This is a genomic window from Flavobacterium sp. GW821-FHT11G01, assembly GCF_058808175.1.
Map to the genome: position 1 here is coordinate 45,941 of NZ_JBXARK010000003.1, position 21,406 is coordinate 67,346.

Consider the following 21,406-nt stretch of genomic DNA (forward strand, 5'->3'; position numbering starts at 1 on the left):
AGTATATTAATTTATTTATTGTTTGTATTTGATGCCAATGCCTAAAATATATCCGTTACCAGTATTAAAATCATACACTTCATGATTGTTATTATCAATCAGAGTATATTTTTTATTGAAATTGTAACCAGCTTTAAAATTTAAAAACCAATTTTTATCAACATTTCTTTCGTATTCAAAAGCCGAAGTCATTTGAGATAAATTCACTTTTGTAGCTTCCTTGTTTAAATTAATTTGAGAATCTAAATTGTAAAAATTGCCGTTAAAACTGTTTATTAGATTGAAATTGTTTCGGGTATTATTTGAATATGATATTTTAGAATCTGGAAATCCAATCAGTATATTGCTTTTATCATTCACTTTATAGTTTAAAGACAGAACAAGGATGAATTTAGGATACCCAAAAATTGCTGTTCTGGCAGCACCAATATTTAAATCGGTTTTAGAACCTAGTTTTTGATGCACTTCGAAACTTCCTAAAATTGTTACATCAGAAATACCAAAATCTTGTTGAAAATTGGCAGTTGGAATTAATATGAAATTCAATTTTGTTGTTTTTGAAACATTTTGTAAAAACTCAAATTGATTTTGTAATTGATTAAAACGATCTGGTTTTTCAAGTGAATTAAAACTTTCTAATTCATAATTTACATTTAAATGAGAATATTCTAACGTGTTCGTTATTTTACTTTTAGAACTTATTTCTTTATTGATTTTGATGCTGATATTGGTCTCGTTAAAATTAATTTTATCAGTAGGTTCAGTTTTTAAATTCATATTTACGGACAAATTTTCTTGTGCTTTCATACTGTAAAATGAAATTGTAAAAAGCGAACATATTAAAAGCGATATTTTCATTACTTATTTATTGGTTCAAAAGTATGTTCCTAATGTTTTTAAAAAAAAGAAGATATATGTATGGTATGTTTTGATAGACAAAAGAGCCGTTTTTATGGCTGAATGAAGTATTTGCCTGTATAATCGTATTATAGATGTTTTGCTGCTATTTATAGTGTAAAAAGGCTGGGCTGTATATGTTATAGTGTGGTGCAGAATTGTGCAATTTATATTTGTTCAAAAATTTATTATGCACAAGTTTATATTGATGTTGTTTTTTGCTGTCACTATACTTTCATGCGGTACAGACACAGATGCCGGCGAATTTGTTGTTGGATCAGACTATTTAGCCTTAAGTAACAAAGTTGTTTTAATTGATACCGTAACGGTAGATATGTCAACGATAAATTTTGATTCTCTTGTTACTTCTAATCAAAAACGAATTTTAATTGGAAATTACGATGACCCTATTTTTGGAAAAGTAAAATCTAATAGTTATTTCCAGATCTTGCCTAATGTTTACAGCTTAAATACGAGCGGATCAGATACTGAAACAGTAAACTACGTTTTTGATTCTATAGTAATGACACTGAAATATGATAATTATTATTATGGCGATACGACAAAAGTGCAAACTTTTGATATTCATCGTCTGACTCAGAAAGTTAAGCCTAATGTTGATGATAAAAGTTTTTATAATAATTCTACTTTGAGTTATAGCGATGAAAGTATTGGATCAATTTCATATAAACCAAGGCCTATTGAAAAAGATTCTATCACAATTAAAATGAATGATACTTTTGGATCCGCGCTTTTCCAAAAAATGAAAAAAAGGGAAGTAACGGACTCTGATAGTTTTACTGAATATTTAAAAGGACTTGTATTGGTTCCTTCCGGTTCTAATTCTTCTAGTGTTATCGGTTTTAATACGGCAACAAGCATGATTAGAATGTATTATTCCAGATCTCCGAAAGATATTGAAGAAGAGCCTTATGTTGTTGAGTTGACAATTTCAGATGTTACAAGACAATTTAATTCGATTTCTTTAGATAAAAGTGGAACATTGCTTCAGAATTTACCGGTATCGAGTAGTAAATTATCAAGTTCCCTCACCAATAAGCAGGGTTTTATTCAATCTGGTACAGGGGTCGCCTGCAGAATTGATTTTCCAAATATTAAGCAACTCAAATATATTTCAGACAAAGGCGCTATTGTTGACGCACAATTGCTTTTAAAACCGGTTAATAATTCTTATTCGGAACAATATCCCTTGGCAGATTCTCTGAAAGTGTATGTGTCAGACAATTTAAATAGATTGAGTGGTTCTTTAGTAAATTCTGCCGGTGCAGCAGTTTATGGTATTTTAAATAAAAAAAGCGATGAGTTTAATGAGAATGTCGGATATAATATTCCGATTGGATGGTTTCTACAAAAGGAAATGTGGAAACAGTCTGACTCCAGATCTTCTCTGATTCTAACATTACCGGTTATTTCTAAAGCGGTAAACAGAATAGTTCTCGGAGATCAAAAACATCCGGACAACAAAATTCAACTGAAAATTTATTACATCTCTTATTAAATGAAAAATAAAATAGCTTATTTAAGTGGCGCCTTATTGTTGTCGCTAACTTCATTTTCGCAAAGTATTTCAAGTTCTCCTTATTCACTATATGGTGTAGGGAGTTTATACGATTCTGATTTTGGTATAATTCCATCTATTGGATCTTCTGGAATTGCCTTACCATCAGACACATTTATTAATAATCTGAATCCGGCATCATTAGCTTATTTGCCCCAAAATCATTTTATGTTTGATATAGGAGGAAAAGCTATAGCAACAACTTATCAGAGTGGTTCCAGAACGGAGAGTCGTAATAATTTTCAATTTTCACATATTGCTTTTGCTTTCCCGGTTACAAAGAATTCGGGTTTTAGTGTGGCTTTGAGACCTTATTCTAGTGCGACATTTAAAATTTCTAATTTGAAGTTACCAATAGAAAATAGCCAGGAATATTATTATATGACTGCTGCAGGTTCTGGTGGATTAAATAATTTTGATTTTTCTTATGGATATCGATTTGGAAAGAAAGTTTCCGTTGGAGTTTCGGCAGCCTTACTGTTTGGAAATACAGTTGATGATCGAAGTTTTTTAATATTAAATTCAATTACAACCATTCATAAAAAAACACAATATAATGGTTTACGTGCCACTTTGGGGGCGCAGTATAAAATTGACTCGACTTTAACAATTGGCTCAACGTTAAAAATGCCTGCTCAAATCAAAGCTTCTAAAGTCCAAACCGTACAAACTATTTCAGATGAAGTTGTGACTTCTATAGAATCAGATGTTATTACAGATACAGATGATTATTATATGCCTTTGGAAATTGGAGTAGGGATTAGCAAGCGTTTTAAAAATAATTTGAACATGAGTTTAGACTATGAAAAAAGTTTATGGAATGATTCTAATCAATCTAAATTGTATGGAGATTTTGTGAATCAGGATCGATTTGCACTTGGATTTACCTATAGAGCTAAAAAGAATATTCGAAAATACTGGGATAGCGTTCAATATGCAGCCGGCGCTAATTTTGACACCGGCTATCTTGAAGTTGATGGTAAACGCGTAAATAATGCATCGATCTCTGTTGGACTTTCCCTGCCAATAGAAAACACTTTTTCATCTTTAAATATTTCCTATTCATACGGGCAAAAAGGGAGAATTTCAGATAATCTGATAAAGGAAAATTACCATAAAATATCTCTTAACTTGTCACTCGATGGAATTTGGTTCGTTAAAAGAAAGATAGAATAGGAGAGTTAAAAATCCTTTTTTATTACCTCATATTTATAATTTAATATGGACTCTAAAACAGCGGGATCTGAATTGACATAAAATTCAGGTTCGCTTTTTTGATTGTCCGAAAAACCAACTTTTTCACGCAGAATATTTTGTGTCTGACGAGCTACGGCTTCTCCCGAATCAATAATTTGAATATGATCAGGAAGTATTTTTTTGATCTGTGGAATCAAATAAGGATAATGACTACATCCCAAAACCAGATAATCAATATTGGCATCAATCATCGGTTTTAAATAAGACTCTAATAATTGAGTCATTTCTGGTGAGTTCAGGTTTCCATCTTCAATAAGTTGAACAAGTCCATGACCTACCTGTTCAATTATGGTAGTATGCTGAAACATTTCAGCAGTTTTATTGAATAATTCACTATTTAATGTTCCCTTAGTAGCCAAAATTCCAATTACTTGTGTTTTCGAATTATTTGCCGCAGGTTTTATCGCAGGTTCGATGCCTATAAAAGGAATGTCATAAGTTGCACGAAGCTCACGAATAGCATTTGTTGTGGCAGTATTGCAGGCTACAACTATTAATTTACAGTTCATTTCGAGTAAAAGATCCACATTCTTTTTGCTTAAAGCAACAATCTCTTCTTTGGTTCTTTGGCCATATGGAGCATTTTTGCTGTCAGCTAAATATATAGTTTTTTCGTTTGGAAGTAGATCGTGAATGGCGCTCCAAATGGAAGTTCCTCCAATACCGGAATCAAAAACGCCTATAGGATTGTTGTTCGTCATACTACAAATTTAGTATTTTTTGAAATAGATTTATACTGTTACTAAACTGAAATTAAAGAATACTATTGTTTTTTAATCATAATTTAATATACAAAAAAACTGCCCAAACTTTTTTACAAAATTTGGGCAGTTTGATACTAAGTAATTCGTTTTTTAGAATCCTAAATCTTTTTTAACGTCAGCAGTAATGTTTGGACCATCAGCTAAGATTAAAGTAGAACCATCTAATACGTATTGGTAACCTTTAGCTTTTCCAACTTTTTGGATAGAAGCTTTTACTTTTTCCATGATTGGTTTTACGATATCAGAATCTTTTTGTTGTAATTCTTTTTGAGCATTATCTCTGTAAGAAGTAATTCTACCTTGCATATCCTGAACTTCTTTAGAACGTTCTCCGTTTACAGCTTCAGTTACAGTTGCAGCTTCTGCTTCATACTTTTTGATTTTAGTTTGGTACTCATCAATCATTTTTTTGTATTCAGCATCATATGTAGCACTTAATTTTTGTAGTTGATTTTGAGCATCAAGCATTGCAGGCATTTTCGACATAATCTCGCTAACATCAACATGGGCTACCTTAGCCTGTGCGTTCATTGTGTTACTTGCTCCTAAAATTAGTATGGCAGCAATTAGTAAAGTTTTGATTTGTTTCATCATTTTTAAAATATTAATTAATTATTGGTCGTATTTGATTTTTGTGTTTCGGCTTCTTTTGCTTTTTTAGCCGCTTCTCTTTCTTCTATTATTTTCTTTCTTCTTTCTTCTAATTCTTTTTTACGTTGCTCGTAAAGTTTTTGTCTTTCTTCTGCTTTATTTACAGCTGGGTCAGCTGGAGGTGTTGTTTCATTTGTTGCAGCTGGTTTAGCTGTTGCATCTGTCTTACCAGTCTCAGTTGTTTTTGCGGCTTCAGTTGTTTTTGCAGGTTCAGAAACCGTGCCATTTTTTTTGGCTTCTCTTTCTGCTGCTATTGCTTTTCTTCTGTCGTCGTATTCTTTTTTCTTCGCCTCTTGTTCTAATCTTCTGTCTTCAATCAGCTTTTCTCTTGCTGCTTTTTTCTCATCAAGTGCTTTTTGTCTGTCTGCCATTGCCGGATTTTCGTCAATTGCATTTTCTTTACTTTCTTTAACTTCCTGATCTTTCAATTGTTTTTTAGTCAATTGCTCACGTTTATCAGTTCGGTTTAAAATACGAATAACCTGATCGCTGATGTCAAATTTTTTATTGCTGAAAAGCATTGTTAAATCTGACGATTTGTCGAAAATGAAATCATAATTTTTAGCTTCAGCAATATCCTGAACGGCAGTAAAAACCTGATCTTGTATTGGTTTTGCCAATGCCGCTTTCTGATGAATTAAATTTCCATTAGAACCAAATTGCTTTTGTTGATAATCCAGCATTTCATCTTCAAGAAATTTAATTTCTGTTTCTCTTTCATCAATAAGCTCTTTGGTCAATAAAGCTTTTTCAGCTTTAAGGCTTTCTTTAAGCGTATTTATATCTAATTTTTTGGCTTCAATTTCCTGTTTCCATTTTTGAGCTTTTAGCTCTAATTGAGCTGTGGCTTCTTTGTAATCAGAAACGTTTTCCAAAATATATTCCATGTCGATATAGCCTATTCTAGTCGTCCTTGTCTGAGCCTGACTTGCCTGAGCTACAATCAAGGCTAAAAATATAAATAAAAATTGTTTTCTCATAACATTAGTTTATTTTCAAATTTTTAACCAAATGTACTAAAAATTGGACTAAAATTGTTGACCAATAATAAAGTGTGTTTCCCAGCCATTTGCTTTATTTGTAACAGATCCAGGAAGAGCATCAAATCCATATCCTAAATCAATACCCAGCAATCCAAACGCTGGCATAAATACACGTAAACCAAAACCTGCTGAACGACTTAAGTCAAATGGGTTGTAATCTTTGAATGTTGGATATGATGAACCTGCTTCTAAAAACGTTAAGGCATAAATAGATGCTGATGATTTTAATGTAATTGGATAACGCAATTCCATCGAGAATTTGTTATAAATTGTTGCTCCAATTTGTTCTCCTCTTGAATTTACCGGAGTTAACGAGTTGTTAGGATAACCTCTCAACTGGATTGTTTCTCTACCATCCATCGAGTAATTGGCCATTCCATCTCCACCTAAATAGAAACGTTCGAAAGGTACAACTCCTCTTGCCTGATCATAGGCTCCAAGGAAACCAAATTCTGTCAATGTTCTTAAAACTAACTTACCATATACTTTAGTATACCAATCTGCTTTGAATTTTACTTTGTAATATTCTAACCAATTGTATCTTTTCTGATCTACTTTACCCTGATCTGTATCGGCACTTGCATAATCAGATCCAACACTGTTATATAAAGTTTGGCCTGATGAATTTACACCAGCTGACTTCATATAATCACCTTTGTTTAACGGTTGTCCATCAGCACCAGAAGTGTTTTCTCCGGTGTATTGCATTTTATACTCTTTTTGATTTGGTAAATCTGCATAATTAATACCATTAAATAATGAATATGGAGGTGTTACTTTTGCAGAAATACTAAACTCAGAACCATAAGTTGGGAATATTGGGTTTACCCCTTTATTACTTCTCGAAAGTCCAATTGTATAGGCTAAGTTTCTCGACGATCCATTACCAAATGTAAATAAGCCTGTGTTATAATTATTCAGGTCATAATGTTGGTAACTTACCGATTGTGATAAAACAAAATAATCATCCGGCACAGTTAACCTTTTTGCTAAACCAACTTGTACAGTAAAAATATTAAAACTTTTGCTTTTGTCTACATCTCTGGTAATATAATTATTTAAGTATTGTGTACTATAAGAGATAGATGAACTGAATTGTACTGGTTTTTTACCTCCAAACCATGGCTCAGAGAATGATAAACTATATGTTTGGAAATAAGTACTTCCTTGTAAACGAAGCGCTACTTTTTGACCATCTCCCATTGGAAGAGGTTTGTATGCTTCTTTTTTGAACATGTTTCTTGCAGAGAAGTTGTTAAACGAAAGTCCTAGTGTTCCGATGAAACCACCTCCACCATAACCTCCCTGAAGTTCGACCTGACTAGATCCTTTTTCAACAACCTGGTATTCGATATCTACTGTTCCTGCTCCTGCATCAACATTTCTGAATTCAGGTTTGATTGCCTCAGGATCAAAGAATCCTAATTGACCAATTTCACGAATAGTTCTAACTAATTGTTCTTTACTGTATTTTTCACCTGGTTTGGTTCTCAATTCTCGGTAAATAACATGGTCATTAGTTTTATCGTTTCCTGTTACGTATATTTTATTGAAATAGGCAATTGGTCCTTCAGTAACTCTAATTTCGAAATCAATTGTATCGTTAACTGTTCTTACCTCTACAGAGTTAATTTTTGAAAATAAATAACCATTATTTTGATACAGGTTAGTAATATCCTCTGCATCAGGTTTTGTATTGTCAGCAATTCTTTTTTCTAATAAAACCCCGTTATAAACTTCTCCCTTTTTTATACCTAAATAGCGGTTTAAAAGTTGGTCAGAATAAACAGTATTTCCTAAGAATTTAATATTTCCAAAGTAGTATTTATTACCTTCTTCCATATTAATTTTGATAGCAAGCATATTTTTGTCCTTGTTATAAGTAACAGAGTCATAAATAATACGGGCATCACGATATCCTTTTTCTTTATAGGCAGCAATAACTTTTTCTAAATCTGTTTTGTATTTTTCAGGAATAAATTTTGATGCTTTTAAAACACGGAAAACATTTTTTTGTTTAGTGTCTTTCATTGCGCCTCTCAATTGAGAGTCAGTAAGTTGTTTGTTTCCGATGAAGTCAATACTACTAATTTTTACCTTATCACCTTTATCTATACGAACAAGCATATTTACCTGATTTCCGGCAGTAGTATCAGGCGTATTTGTTATAGTAACTTTAGTATTATAATAACCTTCTTTTTTGTATTTATTTTCGATGTAATTTTTAGTAGTTGTAATTAGGTTTTCATTGACAATTTTGTTCTTTGTCAGGTTGTTATCCTTAATTAAACCTTCTACTTTGCTCTTTTTAACACCAACAAATTTAACCTCATTTAATTTAGGGAGTTCAACGATATCAAGGTCTAAATAAATACTGTCATTTTCAATTTTATTCACATAAAATGAAATTTCATCAAATAGACCAAGTTTACCTAATTTTTTAATTGCACCACTGATTTCTTCACCTGGTACAGTTATTTCCTGTCCTTTTTGAAGACCAGAAAAAGTAACAACAGTTTGTTCATTGAAGCTTATTTTACCAACAACAGAAACTTTAGCAAGAATATATTTTTTTCCTTGATCAAAAGGAACTCTTTCTTGTGCTTTTATTTGTGAAAAACTACCCAAAAGAAGTAGGGTAAGTACTATTTGTATTCTTTTTTGTAACACTAAAAAATTATTTAATTTGTTCACTGGTTTTTCCAAATCTACGTTCTCTTTTTTGATAACTAATAATAGCCTCATATAAATCTTGATCTTTAAAGTCTGGCCACAAGACATTAGTAAAATATAATTCTGCATAGGCGATCTGCCATAGCAAAAAATTACTTATTCTATGTTCTCCACTTGTTCGTATTAATAAATCTACGTCAGGTAAATTTTGCGTGTAAAGATGCTCATTTATAATTGAATCGTCAATAGTGTCTAATGAAATTATATTATTTTTAACTTTATCACTGATGATTCTAACAGCATTTACCAATTCTTCCCGTGATCCGTAGCTTAACGCGAGAGTTAGAGTGAGACGTGTATTGTTTTTTGTCTTATCAATAACGTCTAAAAGTTCTCTTTGGGCTGATTTTGGCAGCTTTTCAAGATTTCCAATAGCGTTAAGTTTGATATTGTTTTCCTGCAGTGTAACAAGTTCTTTTTTTAATGAATTGATTAATATTTTCATTAATGCTTCAACCTCTAGTTTCGGGCGATTCCAGTTTTCTGTAGAAAAAGCATAAAGGGTTAAATACTCAATACCAAGTTTGGCGCAAGTCGTAATTGTTTTTTTTACCGATTTAGTTCCGTTTTCGTGTCCAAAAGCGCGTAAAAAGCCTTGTTGTTTGGCCCAACGCCCATTTCCGTCCATGATAATGGCCAAATGTTTGGGTAAATTTGTTTGATCTATAGAGTCTAGTAAGTTCATTTTATTATTCTGCGCAATAACACGGTTTTTGTCCAAAGGTATAGGTTAAAGTAATACCAGAGAAAACATACCAATCATTATTATTTAAATTTCCAAATTTCAATATATTCGCACTATCTGTATTCGGATTACTTCCGTCAATATCATCCGTAAAGGTATAACGGGCTCCGGCTTCAACACCTAAAATAAAATGAGGTGTAATGTTCGATTTTATACCTAATATTATAGGTATTCCAAATGAGCTTGATCTTCCTGATTGCGTAACATTAGGACTACTTGTAAATCGATACAACTGATCATACATAAAAAAGTTTAATCCCGAATATATATAAGGAGTAACTTTTGTATGATAATCATGAAGATTAAAATCAAAGAAGTTAAATTCTAATCCTGCAGAAAATTCTTTTACAGTATTTTCAAAACTGTAGCCTCTGTTGCTTCTTCCTGTTTCATCTGAATCTCTGTCGTTTCCTGCAATTGTAGATTGCATGTAAGAGAAGCGATACGCATGGCGTGGACTTTTATTCCATTTATACAAAACGCCAAAAGCTAATTTTTCAGGAGCAATATAAGTTGTACTTCCTACGTCGCCTACAAAGTTGCTTCCACCAAGAAAAACACCAATCTCATTGATTTGAGCATTTAGTGTGATAAAGGGGAAAAAACATAACAATAAATTAAAAATTTTCTTCATTTAATTCAAAATTGCGTGCAAATATAATAATTATCGATACGAATCAACGTTCCTTTAGTTAAATGTGCTTTTTTTTCAATTTACGATATGATTTTGAGACATTTAATGATGATTCACTACATGCAGAACGAGAAAATGTGGTATTATCGTATAGTAAGGAGTCAGAAAAAGCTTAATTCCTTTTATCTTCTCCCCAAAGTAATTTGTTTCTCAGCGTTTTTAAGAAAGTTTCGCCTGGAATTTCGACCATTTTTATTTTGTAATCTGTTTTTTTAATGGTTAAAACTGATTCGTTTTTTACAGATGAAATTCTGGAGTCCAGAGAAATTAAATATTGATCTTCTCTTCCTGTAACACGTAGTTTAATTTCAGTGTTATCGGGAATTACTAATGGTCTTGCTGTTAAATTATGAGGGGCAATTGGTGTGATAACCAAACTTTCGACATTTGGTGTTAATATTGGTCCGCCACAGCTTAAAGAATATCCTGTTGATCCTGTTGGTGTTGAAATAATTAATCCATCTGCCCAATAAGAGTTTAGGTATTCGTTATTCAGATAAGTTTCAACTGTAATCATCGATGTAGTGTCTTTTCGGCTTACTGTAACTTCATTCATAGCAAAATTCAGCTCTGCAATAGCATCGTTTTGAGGATCACAAGTCAGACTTAATAAAGTTCTTTCTGTAGTAGTATATTTTTTGTCGATTACAAATTGTAAAAAACTATCTATCTTTTCTTTTTGAACGGTAGCTAGGAAACCTAATCTTCCAGCATTAATTCCTAAAATTGGAACACCAGAATTGCGAACCAAAGTTGCTGCTCTCAAAATAGTTCCGTCACCACCAATACTAATCAGCATTTCAAAACTGCTATCTAAAGATGTGCTGGATGAAAAAGTTTTGTATTCTTTTTGTACCAGCTCTTTTTCATAAAGCATTTTTAGGAAAGTTTCTTCAATTACCATTTCAACATTATTGGAATTGAAAAACAAAAAAATATCTTTAATAATAGGTTCTGTACTGTTTTGATAATACTGTCCGTATATGGCTACTTTCATTTTTTTTAATTAGATATGGCAATTAGATAATGTGTCAATTAGATAATGTCATCTGATGTGAAAATTTTCTAATTATCAAATTGACACGTTATCTAATTAAATATTAAGATATTTGTCTAAATAGTCAGAACGTTCTTTTAAGCTATTGATATAGGCGTCTTCCTGATGCTCTGAAATGATTTCATAATTGTATCGTCTAAATGTCTGAATAATTTCATTCATTGGCCCAACACCAATTTTTAATGTTATCTGAACATTTTCTAAATCAGCTTCAGATATAAAACAACCCAGGATTTTACCATTATTACTTTCTACGATTTGAGTTACCTGACCCATAGAATAATCCAAAAGTCCTTTTTGAACAATTATAATACCGCCTTGTTCTTTTAAAAATGGAGTTTCCTGGAAAAACTTCATGATGTCTTCCATTTCATAATAACCTATGTAAAGGTTGTTTTCATCAATAACCGGAACTGTATTGGTATGATTTTTTGCAAAAACTTCTAAAACATCAAGCCACATCATCGATTTTCTGGCAAAAAAACGTTCTAGAGTATATTTGTAGTCAATCGCTTTTTTGTCGGTATCAAAAGTTTCAATATCATCAGAAGCTATACTTCCAATAAAAATACCGTTTTCCAAAACCGGAAAATGCGAAAAATTAACATCGGCAAAAAAGTCCTGAACCGAGGCTATCGTTTCCTGACTATCAATTGCTCGAAAATCGTTTGTGATATAGTTGGTAATTTCTGTCATAGATCAGTTGGAGATATTTGATGCAAAATAATCAAAAAATAGCAAAAACTGCTACGTTTTACTTTGTATTTTTGTCGTAACAAATATAGTGTTACTAGAATTAATTATCTATTTATATGACAAAGTTAAGTGTAAATATCAATAAAATTGCAACCTTACGTAATGCGAGAGGTGGAAATGTACCTGATTTATTAAAAGTGGCTACCGATATTCAGAAATTTGGCGGACAAGGAATTACGATTCACCCACGTCCGGACGAACGCCACATACGATATCAGGATGCACGTGATTTAAAATCTATTGTTTATACCGAATATAATATTGAAGGAAATCCACAACATAATTTTATTGATTTGGTTTTAGAATGTAAGCCAACTCAGGTGACATTAGTTCCGGATGCAATTGGGGCAATTACCTCTTCTGCAGGTTGGGATACCATAAAAAATCAGGATTATTTAACTGAGGTTATTCAGGAGTTTCAGCGTAACGGAATTAGAACTTCAATCTTCGTTGATCCGGTTTTGCAAATGATCGAAAGCGCCAAAAAAACAGGAACGGACCGAATTGAATTATATACAGAAGCTTTTGCACATCAATATGATTTAGGAAATAAAAGTGGAATTGATTCTTATGTTAAAGCTGCAGAATTAGCAAACGAATTAGGTTTAGGAATTAACGCCGGACATGATTTGAGTTTGGATAACATTCAGTTTTTTAAACAAAATATTCCTGGATTGTTAGAAGTTTCTATTGGTCATGCTCTGATTGCTGAAGCACTTTATCTTGGTTTGGATAATGTAGTGAATATGTATTTAAATAAACTGAAATAAAATCTATATCGGAATTGATTAATTGTTTTTATGAATAATTTTTAGAGTTTCAATATAAAAACATGTGAATTTAAATTTTAAAAAAAAATCTGGCTATTAGCCAGATTTTTTAGTTTTAAATAATAAGTAATTCTTAAGCAAAAAACATTATATGTTTGTTTTCATATTTACTGAAAATACTTTAACACCATTCTTCATAGCATCGATAATTCCGGAATTATTAAGGGTAATGTAGTCAATATTTCCTATTTCTGGTAAATTTGGCCCTATAGTTTTAGAAACACTTCCTTTGAATAATAATATTACATTTCCCCTTACTTCAAGATATACATTTGAAGAAGTTACATTACTAAATTTAATATTTGGTGTAATATCTCCTAAGTCTCTAAATTCTGTATTGCTATATAGTATTAGTTTTTGTGATCTTATATAAAGAGTATAATTACCATCTGGAGAAGTTATTCTATTACCGGAAGTTATTCTGTCACCAGGAAATAAATTTGATTTTATAGGAAATGGGAACATTTTAGCTATAAACATTTTGTCAGTAATTGATAATGTTGAAACAAAAGGCACTGAAAAACCATTTGTGGTAAAAGATGCAGGAAAAGAGTAGCTCATTATAGAAGAAGAATCAAATCCTGTATAATCTGTATAGAGTGATGGAGAGAGCGCATTGAAAATTTGACTATCGACCTGATCTCTGTCCCATCCTAATCTTGCGTAATAATCATAAACAACTGGTTTGTTCCATTGGATATTTGCATTAGGATTTTGGTGTTCGTGATGAAGACCTAGTAAATGCCCGAATTCATGTAAGACAATACACTTCAAAGTTTCTTCAGGAATATTTGGAATGATCAATTGTCCAAAGTTGATTTTTTTTCCAAAAGTGTAATTACTTCCTGCATTAAAATAAATGTAAACATCGGCATCGTCGTTAATTCCAACGTATTCAAATTTTAAATTAGCATAAGATGTCCATTCGTTAGCATATTCTTTTACTTTGTTTTGAAGTTCAATCGACCCCGCTTGAAAACTGATTCTGATAGTTTGACCTGTGGTCCAGTAATTGTTTTTAAATATAGCTTGCCCTTTTGATGTTATGTTAGTGTTTTCGGGATTCTCTATTGTTGTACAAGCAAAGAACTTGCCTGTGTCTTCTTCTTTTAATGTTTGCATTTGGGTATTTGGCAAATCTTCGCTATTGGAGCAGGATGTTAAGATTTGAGAAATTACTAGTGATACTAAAAGGATTTTTTTAATCATGATTTAGGATTAGGTTTATAATTAGTACATCAAATTTGTTTTTGATATTTGTCGCAAGGTAATTTAAGGTGTATTATATACCTTACGTAAACCCGTAAAATTGTAATTTTTTTATTAATAAATTAATATGAATTTATAAAACATGAATTGTATTGTATTTTAGATTGATAGATAAGTTTTTTACCTTTGTGTTATATTTTTAAAAACCAAAATATAAAAATGTTATACTCAAAAATAGAAGGCGAAGGAAAACCATTTATTATCATGCATGGTTTTCTGGGAATGTCTGATAACTGGAAAACACTTGCCGGACAATATGTAGAAGCCGGATTTCAGGTTCATATTTTAGATTTAAGAAATCACGGTCGCAGTTTTCATTCAGACGAATGGAGCTATGAAGCGATGGTTCAGGATGTATTTGAATATTGTCAGGCAAATCAATTAAATAAAATAGATATTTTAGGGCATTCGATGGGAGGAAAAGTAGCAATGCTTTTTGCAACGACTCATTCTGAAATTGTAGATAAATTGATTGTAGCAGATATAGGTCCGAGATTTTACAAACAACATCATCAGGATATTTTGGCAGGTTTGAACGCGGTTGATTTTTCTGTAAAACCAAGCCGAAATGATGTTGAAGCAATTGTTGCGCAATATGTTCCGGATTTTGGAACACGACAATTTTTATTGAAGAATTTATATTGGAAAGAACCTGGGCAATTAGCTTTTAGATTTAATTTAGAGGTCTTCAATAATAATCTGGAAGCCATCGGGAAAGCGTTGGCAGATGATTTGGTTTTCAATAAACCAACCTTATTTATTAGAGGAGGGGATTCAGGTTATATTTTAGATTCTGATTTTGATGCAATTCGCCAGCATTTCCCAAATGTGAAGTTCGAAACAATTCCAAATGCCGGACATTGGCTTCATGCAGAAAATCCTAAATTGTTTTTTGAGATGACAACGGAGTTTTTAAAAGAGTAATTTTTGATAAAAATTTTAGTACTTTTATTAAAACTTTAAATCAAAAACTATGAAATTATTACTCAGACTTCTTGTTACCGCAGCCCTGGTTTTATTAATTGCCAATTTTCTGCCAGGAGTTCATGTTGCCAGTTTTGCCACGGCTGTAATCGTTGCAGTGGTTCTGGGATTATTAAATCTTTTTATAAAACCAATTTTGGTAATCCTGACATTGCCGGTTACATTCATTACTTTAGGATTGTTTTTATTGGTAATTAACGCTATCATTATTTTGTTGTGTACTAATATAGTAGGAGGTTTTGCAGTTGATACATTCTGGACAGCTTTGTTCTTTAGTATCATCTTATCTATTCTTCAGTCTATTACTTATAAAATATTAGGAGACGATAAATAAATTGAAATAAAAGCGGGTTAAAAACCGCTTCAAATACAATACATTAAAAACTTGGTTGGGTTGCAAAAATTTTATAATTTTGCAACCCAATTTTATTATGTAAATTAAAGAAGAAGATGGATATTAAAAGAGTAGCAATAGACGCTGTGAATGAAACGATTGTATTAAACGTTGTTCACATGGATTATAAAGGTCAAGTAGCAAAAAGAATAAACGAAAAAATGCCATTGGCTACTGTAAAAGGTTTTAGAAAAGGACAAGTTCCTAAAGACCTTGTTGAAAAACAATACGGAAAAGCAATTAAGCAAGAAGAAGTTAAGAAAGTAGTTGATTTGGCTTTAGAGCGTTTTGTTCAATCTGAAAGATTAAATCTTTTAGGAACTCCTCTTGCTAAAGTAAACGAAAACTTTGATTGGGATGCTGAAGAACTAACTTTCGAATACGAAATTGGTTTGGTTCCAAACTTCGAAATTGATTTAGAAGCAAAAAATAATATCGTAAAATATATCGTTACTGCCGATGATAAATTAATCGACGGACAAGTAGAGCGTATCCAAAAACAATTCGGAAAAGCAATTCCTCAGGATAAAGTTGAAGCTGATTCAGATTTGACAGGAACTTTCTCAAACGAAGAAAAAGGTATCAACAATACAACTACTATTTCAGTTGCTACATTCAACAAAAAAGCAGGTGATAAATTCATCGGTAAAAAAGTTGGTGACGTAGTTACTGTAAGTACAAAAGGTTTATTTGAAGATGATCACCAATTAATGGATTACTTAAAAGTAGCTCATGATGATGTTCACGGTTTAGATATCGAAGTAAACTTTACTATCGAAGCCATTAACGGTGCTGAATTGGCTGAATTAAATCAAGAGCTTTTTGATAAACTTTTTGGTGAAGGAAAAGTAGCTTCTTTAGAAGATTTGAAAGCTAAAATCAAAGAAGATGCTGAAGCTCAATTCGCGCAACAAGCGGACCAAAAATTATTATTAGACGTTCAGGATTTCTTGATCGAAAATACAAAATTTGATTTACCAGCTGAATTCCTTAAAAAATGGTTGCAAACTGTTGGAGAGAAAAAACTTTCTGCAGAAGAAGCTGAAGTTGAATACGCAAGATCTGAAAAAGGATTACGTTTTCAATTAATCGAAGGAAAAGCAATGGCTCAAAGCAATATCCAAATTACATTTGAAGATTTGAAAGCTTTTACAACAAACGCTATCAGACAACAAATGGCTCAATTTGGACAAACAAATCCAACTGACGAAGAAGTACAAGGAATCGTGGCTAGAGTTTTATCTAACCAGGAAGAAGTGAAAAGACTTTCTGAGCAAGTTGTTGCTGAAAAATTATTGGAAGTGTTCAAAGAAAAAGCAAATCCAACAACTAAAGAAGTAACTTACGAAGAATTTATCGCTGCGTCTTACGGAGAATAATTTCTAAAGAAGAAAAGTATATTGGAGCGTCAGGATTTTTTTCCTGACGCTCTTTTGTTTTAATTTATTTTTGATTACTTTTCAGGAGCTAATCCAGCTATCCGTTACAAGTTTTTTCTTCCGTTTAAGTTTTTTTTATTCTTGCAAGAGCTTCTTTCAGTCGCTTTCCAAGAATAAAAAAACTAAAAAACGGAATTCAAAAAGCTTTTCACTCCTATCTGGGCTAGAAATAAGACAAATTGACATTCTTTAGAAATAGGTACAACCTTTGATGGAGAATATATACATTAAATAAAGTAAACTTAGAACAGATACATATGAACTACGGTAAAGAATTCAAAAAATTTGCTACAAAGCACCAAGGAGTAAACGCAATGTATTACGATAAAATCGTAGCTGCGATGAACCCAACTAACATGACTCCCTACATTATCGAAGAGCGTCAGTTAAATGTCTCTCAACTGGATGTGTTTTCAAGATTAATGATGGACAGAATTATCTTTTTAGGAACTGGTATCGATGACCAAATCGCTAATATCGTTCAGGCTCAGCTATTATTTTTAGAAAGCGCTGATGCATCAAAAGATATTCAAATTTATCTAAATTCTCCAGGAGGAAGCGTTTATGCAGGATTGGGAATTTATGACACAATGCAATACATCAAACCAGATGTAGCGACAATTTGTACAGGTATGGCAGCTTCAATGGGAGCAGTTTTATTATGTGCAGGCGCTGCAGGAAAACGTTCCGCTTTACCTCACTCAAGAGTAATGATTCACCAGCCATCAGGAGGAGCACAAGGTGTTGCAACTGACATGGAAATCAACTTACGTGAAATGTTGAAACTGAAAGATGAATTATACAATATCATTTCTCAACATTCAGGACAAACTTTCGAAAGAGTACACAAAGACAGTGAGCGTGATTACTGGATGAAAGCTGACGAAGCGAAAGAATACGGAATGATTGATGAAGTATTAAGAAGAGGATAAAACTTAGTTTCAAGTCTCATTTTCAAGTTGATATAATTAACTTGAAAGCTGAAACAAAATAAAACTTGAAACAAAAATATAAGTTAATAAGTTACTAAGTTTTTGAGGTTTTAGTGATAAATCTCAAAAACTTAGTAACTTTGCCGCTTAGTAACTAAAAAAGAATGGCTAAAGTAGTATTAGAATGTTCGTTTTGTGGAAGAAAGAAGCCAGAAACTAATTTATTGATTGCTGGTATTAATGCACATATCTGTGATAAGTGTATTGAACAAGCACACGGAATTGTATTAGAAGAATTAAAATCAAGCGGAAGCGCAAAATTAGTTGGGGACTTAATTTTAAAGAAACCAAAAGAAATTAGAGCTTTCCTGGATCAATATGTTATTGGTCAGGATCAGACAAAAAAAGTAATGTCGGTTGCGGTTTACAACCACTACAAACGTTTAATGCAACAGCAATTAGACGACGAAGTAGAGATTGAAAAAAGTAACATCATTATGGTTGGTCAAACCGGAACCGGAAAAACATTGGTAGCAAAAACTATCGCAAAAATGTTAGACGTTCCTTTGGCTATCGTTGATGCAACTGTATTGACAGAAGCTGGTTATGTTGGAGAAGATGTTGAAAGTATTTTGACTCGTCTGTTACAAGCAGCTGATTACGATGTAACCAAAGCAGAAAGAGGGATCGTATTTATTGATGAAATTGATAAAATTGCCCGTAAGAGCGATAATCCATCTATAACACGTGACGTTTCTGGTGAAGGTGTGCAACAAGCTTTATTGAAATTATTAGAAGGAACTGTTGTTAACGTACCACCAAAAGGAGGACGTAAACATCCGGATCAAAAATTTGTTGAGGTGAATACTCAAAATATCTTGTTTATTGCCGGTGGCGCTTTTGATGGAGTAGAGCGTATTATTTCTAAACGTTTAAACCGTCAGGCAGTTGGTTATTCTACTTCTAAAAATGTAGACAACATTGACAAAGACAACTTATTACAATATATTATTCCAAAAGATATTAAAGATTTTGGTTTGATTCCGGAGATTATTGGTCGTTTACCAGTTTTGACACACATGGATCCTTTAGATAAGGAAACTTTGCGTGCGATTTTGACTCAACCTAAAAATGCTTTGGTAAAACAATATCAAAAATTATTCTTAATGGATGATGTTGAGTTTACAATTACAGATGAAGCATTAGATTTTATTGTTGACAAGGCTTTAGAATACAAATTAGGAGCTCGTGGATTGCGTTCGTTATGCGAAGCAATTTTAACTGACGCCATGTATGAATTGCCAAGTTCAGATGATAAAGTTCTCGTAATCGATGAAGATTATGCAAAACATACTTTGAGTAAAAACTTATTGAAAAGAATGGAAATTGCTTCTTAATTAGCAATTCCCTTTATACTATTTAAAACCTGTTCATTTATTTGAACAGGTTTTTTTTATACTTTTTTTGAACTGTTTTTCGTTTCTATTTTTATGTAAATTGTCACCATGAAAAAAATACTTTTTGTCGGAAGTTTAATGCTCTTGTTTTCTTGCAATAAGAAACAGGAAACACAAACTAATATTGTAAAAATTGAAGACAAAAAAGAAATTTCTCCAAGTGAAAAACCTCGAAATGAAATTAAGGACCTTGATTATAGCCAATATTTTCAGGAAGCAAAACGATATTGCAAAACCAATAATTTAAATCAAAACAAATTTATTTTGATAGATTTAGGATTGCATTCTGGCCTAAAAAGATTTTTTGTTTATGATTTTCAACAAAAGAAAATTTTAAATTCATACATAGTAAGTCATGGTTGCGGCGATAATCAGTGGGGAAGAACTTCTTCAAAAGAAAATGCTCCGGTAAGTAACGAATTCGATTCACATTGTTCTTCAGTCGGAAAATATGTTATTTCAGATAGGGGCGTAAGTCAATGGGGAATTAAAGTGAATTATTTATTGCAAGGCAAAGAGAAAACCAATTCAAATGCAATAAATCGGGCGATCGTTTTGCATTCCTGGGAAGCGATTCCGGACGATGAAGTTTACCCTGAAGGAACTCCGGAAGGTTGGGGTTGTCCTGCCGTTTCTAATGCAAGCATGACAGAAATTGATAAACTTTTAAAACAGAATAAAAATGTCTTAATGTGGATTATAAAATCTGACAGCTTTTCGTTGTAATTTTTATTGATACGGTTTTTGTATCTTTATTATATAACAATTAAATTATTGTATTATGAATGAGGCTATTGAAGATTCTGAGGGACATATACTTCTTTGGCAAATTATCAATATCATCGGATTAATAATCATTGTATATGTATTGTATTTGCTAATTAAGTTTTTGCGAAATAAGTATAGAAAATAAAACTAAAAAGTCCCGATTAAAATCGGGACTTTTTTATTGTACTCTAAATTTTTCGCGATATTCAATAGGTTTCATACCGACCATTTTGAAAAATACTTTCCTGAAAGCTTTAGGATCATTATATCCGGTTTTTTCAATAATTTCCGAAATCGAAAGTTGTGTTTGTTCCAGATATTTTTTAGAACTCTCAACTCTTATATTCTGTAAATATTCAATTGGAGGAATTCCCGTAACTTGTTTAAATCTTCGTGTCATGTTTCTGGCACTTGTCGGAATATCTTTTGTGATTTCTTCCAGTTTTTCAATGCTGTGGTATTGATTTTCAATTTTCTGTTGCAACATGGCAACCAAAGTATCGTTATGCAAATGATTAGGTCTGAACGTGCTAAAGTAACTTTGTTTGTATCGGTTTAAATCAATAGAAAATATTTTGGCAATCTGAACTGCAATTTCGTTTCCGCAGTATTTCTGAACCAAAAGAATCAATAAATGAAATGTTGAGGTTGATCCTCCGCTGGTATATAAGCTTCCATCAGCAGTTAAAGTTTCTTCTTGTTTTAATTTTACTAACGGAAAAGCTTTTGTAAAAGCACTGCAGGCGTCAACATGTGTTGTGGCTAATTTTTCGTTTAATAATCCTGAAGCGGCAAACAAAAACGCACCAGTGCAAAAACTTGCTAATTCAGCACCGGATTGATGTTGCTTTTGTAACCACGGAATAAATTTTTTATTCTTCGAAATCATTTCGCTCATATTATCCGTAGTAAAAGCAGGAATCAAAATCAATTCTAAATTTTTATCAAAAGTTTCGATTGAATTCACTTCATAGCCAAACAAATGCTTTTGTTCGATCTGTTCTGCCGATTGAAATACCATAATTTCAAAAGGTTTCTCCGTTTCTTTTGTTAGTTTATTGGCCGTTTCAAAAACTTCCAAAATCGCTGCTATACTTAATAATTTATAGTCATGCGGTACAATTAAAGCTACTTTTTTGCTCATAATCTTTCATTTA

At 32.1% G+C, this 21,406-nt stretch carries 20 protein-coding genes; 9 read left to right on the top strand and 11 right to left on the bottom strand.

Features of this window, described 5'->3' with window-relative positions:
• Positions 1-15: 15 nt before the first annotated feature.
• Positions 16-807 (bottom strand): DUF6268 family outer membrane beta-barrel protein, encoded by a 792-nt coding sequence (locus tag AC1RRN_RS07230; RefSeq protein ID WP_492966664.1) that lies wholly within the window; start codon positions 805-807, stop codon positions 16-18.
• A 280-nt stretch (positions 808-1,087) separates the two neighbouring features.
• On the opposite strand from AC1RRN_RS07230, the gene AC1RRN_RS07235 reads away from it, so the two are divergent.
• On the top strand, positions 1,088-2,416 hold the full coding sequence (locus AC1RRN_RS07235; RefSeq protein ID WP_492966665.1) for a DUF4270 family protein: 1,329 nt from the start codon (positions 1,088-1,090) through the stop codon (positions 2,414-2,416).
• Positions 2,417-3,652 (top strand): BamG family beta-barrel-assembly machinery protein, encoded by a 1,236-nt coding sequence (gene bamG, locus AC1RRN_RS07240; protein ID WP_492966666.1) that lies wholly within the window; start codon positions 2,417-2,419, stop codon positions 3,650-3,652.
• 5 nt (positions 3,653-3,657) lie between these two features.
• Here the strand turns inward: bamG and murI are convergent, their stop codons facing one another.
• The 8 genes from murI to AC1RRN_RS07280 form a co-directional block, all read right to left on the bottom strand.
• On the bottom strand, positions 3,658-4,434 hold the full coding sequence (murI, locus tag AC1RRN_RS07245; RefSeq protein WP_492966667.1) for a glutamate racemase: 777 nt from the start codon (positions 4,432-4,434) through the stop codon (positions 3,658-3,660).
• Between the two features lie 153 nt (positions 4,435-4,587).
• Complete coding sequence (locus AC1RRN_RS07250) at positions 4,588-5,091, bottom strand: OmpH/Skp family outer membrane protein (RefSeq protein ID WP_198528484.1); 504 nt, start codon at positions 5,089-5,091, stop codon at positions 4,588-4,590.
• A gap of 14 nt (positions 5,092-5,105) precedes the next feature.
• Complete coding sequence (locus AC1RRN_RS07255; protein ID WP_492966668.1) at positions 5,106-6,128, bottom strand: OmpH/Skp family outer membrane protein; 1,023 nt, start codon at positions 6,126-6,128, stop codon at positions 5,106-5,108.
• Between the two features lie 48 nt (positions 6,129-6,176).
• Positions 6,177-8,936, bottom strand: coding sequence for a BamA/OMP85 family outer membrane protein (locus tag AC1RRN_RS07260; RefSeq protein WP_492966669.1), 2,760 nt, complete (start codon positions 8,934-8,936; stop codon positions 6,177-6,179).
• Complete coding sequence (gene uppS, locus AC1RRN_RS07265; RefSeq protein ID WP_492966670.1) at positions 8,869-9,609, bottom strand: undecaprenyl pyrophosphate synthase; 741 nt, start codon at positions 9,607-9,609, stop codon at positions 8,869-8,871. Before uppS ends, AC1RRN_RS07260 begins: the two co-directional genes overlap by 68 nt.
• 4 nt (positions 9,610-9,613) lie before the next feature.
• The gene (gene porG / locus AC1RRN_RS07270) at positions 9,614-10,303 is read right to left on the bottom strand and encodes a type IX secretion system protein PorG (RefSeq protein WP_492966671.1); all 690 of its coding nucleotides are present in this window, start codon (positions 10,301-10,303) and stop codon (positions 9,614-9,616) included.
• Positions 10,304-10,475: 172 nt separating this feature from the next.
• Entirely contained in the window at positions 10,476-11,360 is an 885-nt protein-coding gene (locus AC1RRN_RS07275) for an NAD kinase (RefSeq protein WP_492966672.1), read from the bottom strand.
• A 96-nt stretch (positions 11,361-11,456) separates the two neighbouring features.
• Positions 11,457-12,116: a CBS domain-containing protein gene (locus tag AC1RRN_RS07280; RefSeq protein ID WP_492966673.1), complete on the bottom strand. Its 660-nt coding sequence runs from the start codon at positions 12,114-12,116 to the stop codon at positions 11,457-11,459.
• A gap of 116 nt (positions 12,117-12,232) precedes the next feature.
• Between AC1RRN_RS07280 and AC1RRN_RS07285 the strand changes: the two genes are divergently transcribed.
• On the top strand, positions 12,233-12,946 hold the full coding sequence (locus AC1RRN_RS07285; RefSeq protein ID WP_492966674.1) for a pyridoxine 5'-phosphate synthase: 714 nt from the start codon (positions 12,233-12,235) through the stop codon (positions 12,944-12,946).
• 147 nt (positions 12,947-13,093) lie between these two features.
• Here AC1RRN_RS07285 and AC1RRN_RS07290 read toward each other — a convergent pair whose 3' ends face one another.
• Positions 13,094-14,215, bottom strand: coding sequence for a M12 family metallopeptidase (locus tag AC1RRN_RS07290; protein WP_492966675.1), 1,122 nt, complete (start codon positions 14,213-14,215; stop codon positions 13,094-13,096).
• A gap of 219 nt (positions 14,216-14,434) precedes the next feature.
• Here AC1RRN_RS07290 and AC1RRN_RS07295 point away from each other — a divergent pair, with 219 nt between their 5' ends.
• From AC1RRN_RS07295 to AC1RRN_RS07320, 6 genes are all read left to right on the top strand, one after another.
• Positions 14,435-15,199: an alpha/beta fold hydrolase gene (locus AC1RRN_RS07295; RefSeq protein WP_492966676.1), complete on the top strand. Its 765-nt coding sequence runs from the start codon at positions 14,435-14,437 to the stop codon at positions 15,197-15,199.
• A 49-nt stretch (positions 15,200-15,248) separates the two neighbouring features.
• Complete coding sequence (locus AC1RRN_RS07300; protein WP_492966677.1) at positions 15,249-15,593, top strand: phage holin family protein; 345 nt, start codon at positions 15,249-15,251, stop codon at positions 15,591-15,593.
• Positions 15,594-15,709: 116 nt separating this feature from the next.
• Entirely contained in the window at positions 15,710-17,032 is a 1,323-nt protein-coding gene (locus tag AC1RRN_RS07305) for a trigger factor (RefSeq protein WP_492966678.1), read from the top strand.
• A 317-nt stretch (positions 17,033-17,349) separates the two neighbouring features.
• Positions 17,350-18,024, top strand: a complete 675-nt coding sequence (gene clpP / locus AC1RRN_RS07310; protein ID WP_072975431.1) for an ATP-dependent Clp endopeptidase proteolytic subunit ClpP — start codon at positions 17,350-17,352, stop codon at positions 18,022-18,024.
• A 164-nt stretch (positions 18,025-18,188) separates the two neighbouring features.
• Entirely contained in the window at positions 18,189-19,421 is a 1,233-nt protein-coding gene (gene clpX / locus AC1RRN_RS07315; RefSeq protein WP_310298740.1) for an ATP-dependent Clp protease ATP-binding subunit ClpX, read from the top strand.
• A 108-nt stretch (positions 19,422-19,529) separates the two neighbouring features.
• Entirely contained in the window at positions 19,530-20,207 is a 678-nt protein-coding gene (locus tag AC1RRN_RS07320; RefSeq protein ID WP_492966679.1) for a murein L,D-transpeptidase catalytic domain-containing protein, read from the top strand.
• A gap of 220 nt (positions 20,208-20,427) precedes the next feature.
• On the opposite strand, the gene AC1RRN_RS07325 is transcribed toward AC1RRN_RS07320, so the two are convergent.
• A complete protein-coding gene (locus tag AC1RRN_RS07325; RefSeq protein ID WP_492966680.1) occupies positions 20,428-21,393 on the bottom strand; it encodes a GlxA family transcriptional regulator in 966 nt (321 codons plus the stop codon).
• Between the last annotated feature and the right edge of the window lie 13 nt (positions 21,394-21,406).